The 4,757-nt window shown below is 44.0% G+C and carries 6 protein-coding genes; 2 read left to right on the top strand and 4 right to left on the bottom strand.

Going from position 1 to position 4,757, the window contains the following annotated elements:
- Positions 1 to 215, top strand: a 215-nt coding sequence (locus KIH86_RS00005; RefSeq protein WP_223110230.1) for a hypothetical protein, incomplete at its 5' end; no start/stop codon positions are given.
- A gap of 37 nt (positions 216 to 252) precedes the next feature.
- Here KIH86_RS00005 and KIH86_RS00010 read toward each other — a convergent pair.
- Both KIH86_RS00010 and KIH86_RS00015 read right to left on the bottom strand, forming a co-directional pair.
- Positions 253 to 1,101: a hypothetical protein gene (locus KIH86_RS00010; RefSeq protein ID WP_223083400.1), complete on the bottom strand. Its 849-nt coding sequence runs from the start codon at positions 1,099 to 1,101 to the stop codon at positions 253 to 255.
- Positions 1,098 to 1,616, bottom strand: coding sequence for a sigma-70 family RNA polymerase sigma factor (locus tag KIH86_RS00015; protein ID WP_223083401.1), 519 nt, complete (start codon positions 1,614 to 1,616; stop codon positions 1,098 to 1,100). The genes KIH86_RS00010 and KIH86_RS00015 overlap by 4 nt, the downstream gene beginning before the upstream one ends.
- A gap of 50 nt (positions 1,617 to 1,666) precedes the next feature.
- Between KIH86_RS00015 and KIH86_RS00020 the strand changes: the two genes are divergently transcribed.
- The gene (locus KIH86_RS00020) at positions 1,667 to 1,855 is read left to right on the top strand and encodes a hypothetical protein (protein ID WP_223110232.1); all 189 of its coding nucleotides are present in this window, start codon (positions 1,667 to 1,669) and stop codon (positions 1,853 to 1,855) included.
- Between the two features lie 504 nt (positions 1,856 to 2,359).
- Here KIH86_RS00020 and KIH86_RS00025 read toward each other — a convergent pair.
- Positions 2,360 to 3,523 carry a hypothetical protein gene (locus tag KIH86_RS00025; RefSeq protein ID WP_223083402.1) on the bottom strand — a complete coding sequence of 388 codons (1,164 nt, stop codon included), beginning with the start codon at positions 3,521 to 3,523 and terminating at the stop codon, positions 2,360 to 2,362.
- Entirely contained in the window at positions 3,520 to 4,044 is a 525-nt protein-coding gene (locus tag KIH86_RS00030) for an RNA polymerase sigma factor (RefSeq protein ID WP_223083403.1), read from the bottom strand. The genes KIH86_RS00025 and KIH86_RS00030 overlap by 4 nt, the downstream gene beginning before the upstream one ends.
- Between the last annotated feature and the right edge of the window lie 713 nt (positions 4,045 to 4,757).

Consider the following 4,757-nt stretch of genomic DNA (forward strand, 5'->3'; position numbering starts at 1 on the left):
AGACAAAGCTTGAAGGTATTTATCAGACTTGCAGCAAACTAATTCGCTTAAATAATCAATATATTCCCCAAGTGTTTATATTGAAAGATCATTACGTTGTGCTAACAAAAAGTATTGCATCCGAAGAGCCAGCTGCTGATTTTATTGGGGATTGGGCAATATTCGAAAAAGTGGGGGGACTGTATAAGCTGCGTGTCCTGATGAATTTTCAATAAGGGCTAAGACTAGCCCCCCTCTTTCTCGACTATCTTATCACTTCGGGCTTTCGTTGTTCATCCAGCTGTCTACAAAAAATTCGCCGTTATAGGACTCATGTTTTGAAATTTCGTTGAGCTTGTTCTTGGCCTCTTCAGCCGTATCATATTCACCAATGACCGCGATAAATTGACCGGAGGCTGTTTTTATAAAAGAGATGTCCTCTTCAGGATATTGCTCTTCGAGCATACCCATTTCCTCACCTGGCAACATTTCTTCCGTCCGAATAGAAAATACCTCATGAGGCGGCGCCGATTCTTTGGTTGGAGTCAGCTTCAATTCAAGATACCCGGGATCTTTATATTCAGATATGGAATGCTCTACACCATCTTTCAGTTCAACAACGAAACGCATGGCCGAGTCATCCAAAATAATATTTCGATAAACATCCTTCACCAGGGGAAGGGTAAGCAAATCTTTTTCGATCGTGTCATAATCAAATTGGCGGGTGCCATTGAACGTAAAGATTAGGCGGTTAGGTGCACTTTTCTGCTCAACTGTATAGAAAGGTACATTGGCAGCAGGCTCATTCCCGGAACTAAAATGAATTTTAAGTGTATTCTCCGCTGCTTCCGTACCAACACTCGCGCCGTCTGTAATCTCGCCCCCTTCGCCAAATTGCAGGACCTGAACAATCTTCCCCACTACAGGTATTTTGGTCATGGCATTTGCTACACTCGGGATGTTAACGACGAAGAGAAGCACTACACATGCTACAAGAACAGAAGCGAAGCGCATTACTCGAAGCGAGTGCTTGCGGGCGGCTGCTCTCTTCTGAGCATGATGAATGACGCTGGCGAGCTCGTCAGGAACTTTTATATTATCGTAACGATCTTTTCCCATCATACGTGTTCAACCTCTCCCTCGAGCAAATCATTTTTAAGTTTTTTTATAATCCGATAAAATCTGGTTTTGACTGTATTTTCCGACAGAGAAAGAACCTGAGCCATTTCCTTAAAGGAAAGACTCACAAAGAATTTCAAAATAATATAGGTTTTCTCTTCCGGCGCGAGTCGGTCCAGTGCATCATATAAGTCCATTTTTTCTTCCAGGGTTGCTCCCTGCGCAGGAGCCGCGAGTTCTCTACCCTGCTGATCCTCGATATAGGTCATCCGCTTGTTGCGGCGCAAATGATCGATAGCTGTGTTAATCACAATACGCGACATCCAGGTATCAAAATAGGTCATGGGCTGCAGCCTGCCATAAGCGAGGTAACCTTTGTAAGTTGCTTCGGATACGATGTCCAGCGCTTCTTGCTCATTTTTCACATAGCAGTAGGCGAGGCGATATAGCTTATCCCGGATGAGACCGATCTTTTCGCTGAACTGCGCTTCTTTTAATTTTTTGCTGTGAAGTCGCATTACTCTTCGTAACTCCCCTTTCTTAACACTCATAGCTAATGGTTAGACTGATGAAGGAAGGAAATAGTTTTTTACGATATGTAACAGATGAACAATTCATTAGCTTTTTAGAGTCGATCGCTGACAAATGGCAGTTCTTTGGGGAAAACATAAAGGAGGAAGAAGCATTGGCATCCGATACAATGGAGGAATCCAACTTCCTCAAAAAGGGAGTAAAGATGATTAATATTATTTACTAACCTTTCTCAGGCATTGTTTCAGAAATTATATTTGCGTCAGGAATCCTCATGGATATCAATAAGAAATAGAGGAAGCGTCATGAAAATAATAATGAGGTTTACAATAGCTTTNGGGGTTTATTTCGAGTTAGTGAAGCGTATTTAGGGTAAGTCAGCACACGTTTTCAGAACATTAACGTTTTTTTACTGACGACATGTGGCATATCTGCGTATGAGGGGGGAATTGAGAATCCTCCGACGTTGAATTTGTATGCGTATGTGAGTAATAATCATGTGATCTGTTTTTTACGAGATGAATTTGAAAACATGGGAATCAGTAATAAATCGGCATGAAAGGCCATCTTCGAAAGATAAACAAAGGTGGCCTTCCATATGCAATTGCCCCAACGTATAGCTGCTCGCCTCACGTTTCATTTCTTCCAGAAAAGGCACCGATTCCATTCACGACTAGCGGCTACGTTTCCTTCCCGTCTTTTCTTGCCAGCAATGTTCGATTGACCCAAATTATTTGACTTCAAGATTTACGGATGAATCCAATACAACGAGCCTGCCCGTAATCACGCCGTTCTCGTCTCTGTCGAATAGTAGCGCTTTGTGGACATCGTTTTCTACATCGACAACTATGGAGAAGTGATCCGAAAATCCGATAGCCCCCTCCTTAAATATTTGTTTGGGAGGTGTGGTATACTCCTGGCCCTCATAGACGTATTTGATATTCCCCGAAGCGTCGTATTCTACCTCCTGGATGGATTCTGGTATCGCATCCCCAATCGACTCGCCTCTGCGCACTTTGGCACGCAATTCTTCCATCGAGGTTACCCACTGCGGCTGCTCTGCATCAGCGTCGCTTTCTTTCTCCTTAGTTTGCTCCTCCATATAAGCCTTTGCCTTGACAGGGTCCGCTTTGGAAGGATCGAGCGGAAGATCGAACAATACTGCGGCACCGGGATAGTCTTCGTTAGCGTGTATCTCGCCAGTCGCCGCGTCATACGCAAAGGCTCTGTTGTCATAGAACGGGCTCCCGCTGCTGATTGCGAGATATACTCCTTTATCGGCAAAAATCTCGATTTGGTCGCATGCGATTAGTCTATACATAACCCCATTAATAACATCCTCACTGTAAGAGCCGTTCATTGTGACGATGTTAAATTTCCAAGGTTCTAAGCCTTTGATCAACGGCGAGACAAAGAATGGATCTTTGCCATATTCGGGGTCAGTGACATCCGGCATTGGCTTGCCATCCTGTCTAGATATCGAAACAACGGCATAAGTTCTATCGGGGAAGATCTGCTCCGATGCATTAGGGAATTCGCTAAGACCAGATCCCGATACGAGGCCATGTAGCGTAAAATGGTAGTCCCCGGAATTTTGCGATTGATCAATTCGAAGTGCGTCCGCACTGGCGAATGCATCCGCCAATAATCGATCTCCGAATTGCACGGCGACTTGGTTGGCGGTTAAAAGCTTTGTCGCTGCATAGGCAGATACCGAAAGGGCTAGTAGTAAGGCAGCAGCAAGCAAGGTCGCCGACAATCTTTTCTTGTATTTTGGTTTCTCTTGGCGATGCTTCTCTATTTGATGAATGATGCTTTGATTCAATTGTTCCTCAGGTTCCACCGTAGGAGCTAGAGATTGTCTGAGTAATTGTTCCCAATCCTCGTTCTTCACAGGAATTCAACCTCCAATGCTTTTTTGATCACCTGACGGGCCTTATGCATTCTGCTCTTCACCGTTCCCGTAGGAATGCTTAGCGCGTGAGCAATCTCTTCTACGGTCATGTCTGCCGTATAATACATATAAAGAGGGATCTTCAGTTTGTCGTCCAACTGGTGAACGATTTGCTGAATCAGGGCACGCCTCTCTAACATTAGAACAGCATCCTCCGGTGATGTTTCGAATGGAAACAAACGGAACGGAGCCGAATCCTCGTCAAGTTCCTCTATAGGAGCGATTCTTTTCCTTCGGGACAGCTTACGATGGTGATTCTTGTATACCCGGACGGCGATGGATAGGAGATAGGCTTTCGGATTGTGGGATGCATTCATCTTGAATCGCAACTCCACTGCTCTCAGAAAAGTCTCCTGATATAGTTCGTCAGTTTCCTCTTTATTCCCCGTCAGCTTGTAGCAGAAACCGTAAATCGATTTGCCATGCAGCTTTACGAGTTCAATTAGATCCTCGTTATTCAAGTATTTTCTCCTTTCTGAATGGCCACTCATTTATATATTGTCACAAGTAAGGAGCGGGTTCACTGATTTTGGGGAAAATGTTATGTCTTCAGTGGAGAGTTTTTCAGCGGGAACTATTGGATAACGTATATCGCGAATCTGATTGCGATGGGAGTCGATGAAGGATCAAAGGAAGCATAACAGTATCTTCATAATAAACAAGCCAACACATAGCCCTGGGGCCTGGGAGGCTTATTCCATTACATGCGCTTGATGTTGCTTTGCCACTCGCTTAATCAGACATAAGAATGGTTTTGACATTCGAGTGCCGAATATTTGCGAACTTCCTTGTCAGCGAAGACCTGAAAAATGAAAGCGACAGTACGCTGAACAATGGGGCTACTATTAGGAACCAGGATAATGCCCGAAGATTCGGAACGTATTTACAGCATAATGGGATACCAACTTATGAACCTCGACGTGTCCGAGCCAGTCGGTTCTTGGCGTTTATATCATTCGGGGCATTTTTTACGGAAAGGTACTATCGGCAGAAGTGAATAAGACTGGTCGATGGCTCTGCGGACGTTTAATTCCAAGGTAGCGAAGAATAATGCACCTATGCATTTAGAAGCAATATGATATCGTGGACAAATGGGATATCATCTATCCGATCACTATATCCAAGTTGAATCGATCGAGAGTATTAAACACTTTTCCGAAAAAAACTTACAAAA

Source organism: Paenibacillus sinensis (assembly GCF_019904155.1).
In the GTDB taxonomy this organism is placed as follows: domain Bacteria; phylum Bacillota; class Bacilli; order Paenibacillales; family Paenibacillaceae; genus Paenibacillus_AQ; species Paenibacillus_AQ sinensis.

Bases quoted from the DNA above. Each gene is read 5' to 3' on its own strand.
- KIH86_RS00020 (WP_223110232.1), top strand. From the start codon at position 1,667: ATGAAGGAAGGAAATAGTTTTTTACGATATGTAACAGATGAACAATTC.
- KIH86_RS00015 (WP_223083401.1), bottom strand. From the start codon at position 1,616: ATGCGACTTCACAGCAAAAAATTAAAAGAAGCGCAGTTCAGCGAAAAG.
- KIH86_RS00010 (WP_223083400.1), bottom strand. From the start codon at position 1,101: ATGATGGGAAAAGATCGTTACGATAATATAAAAGTTCCTGACGAGCTC.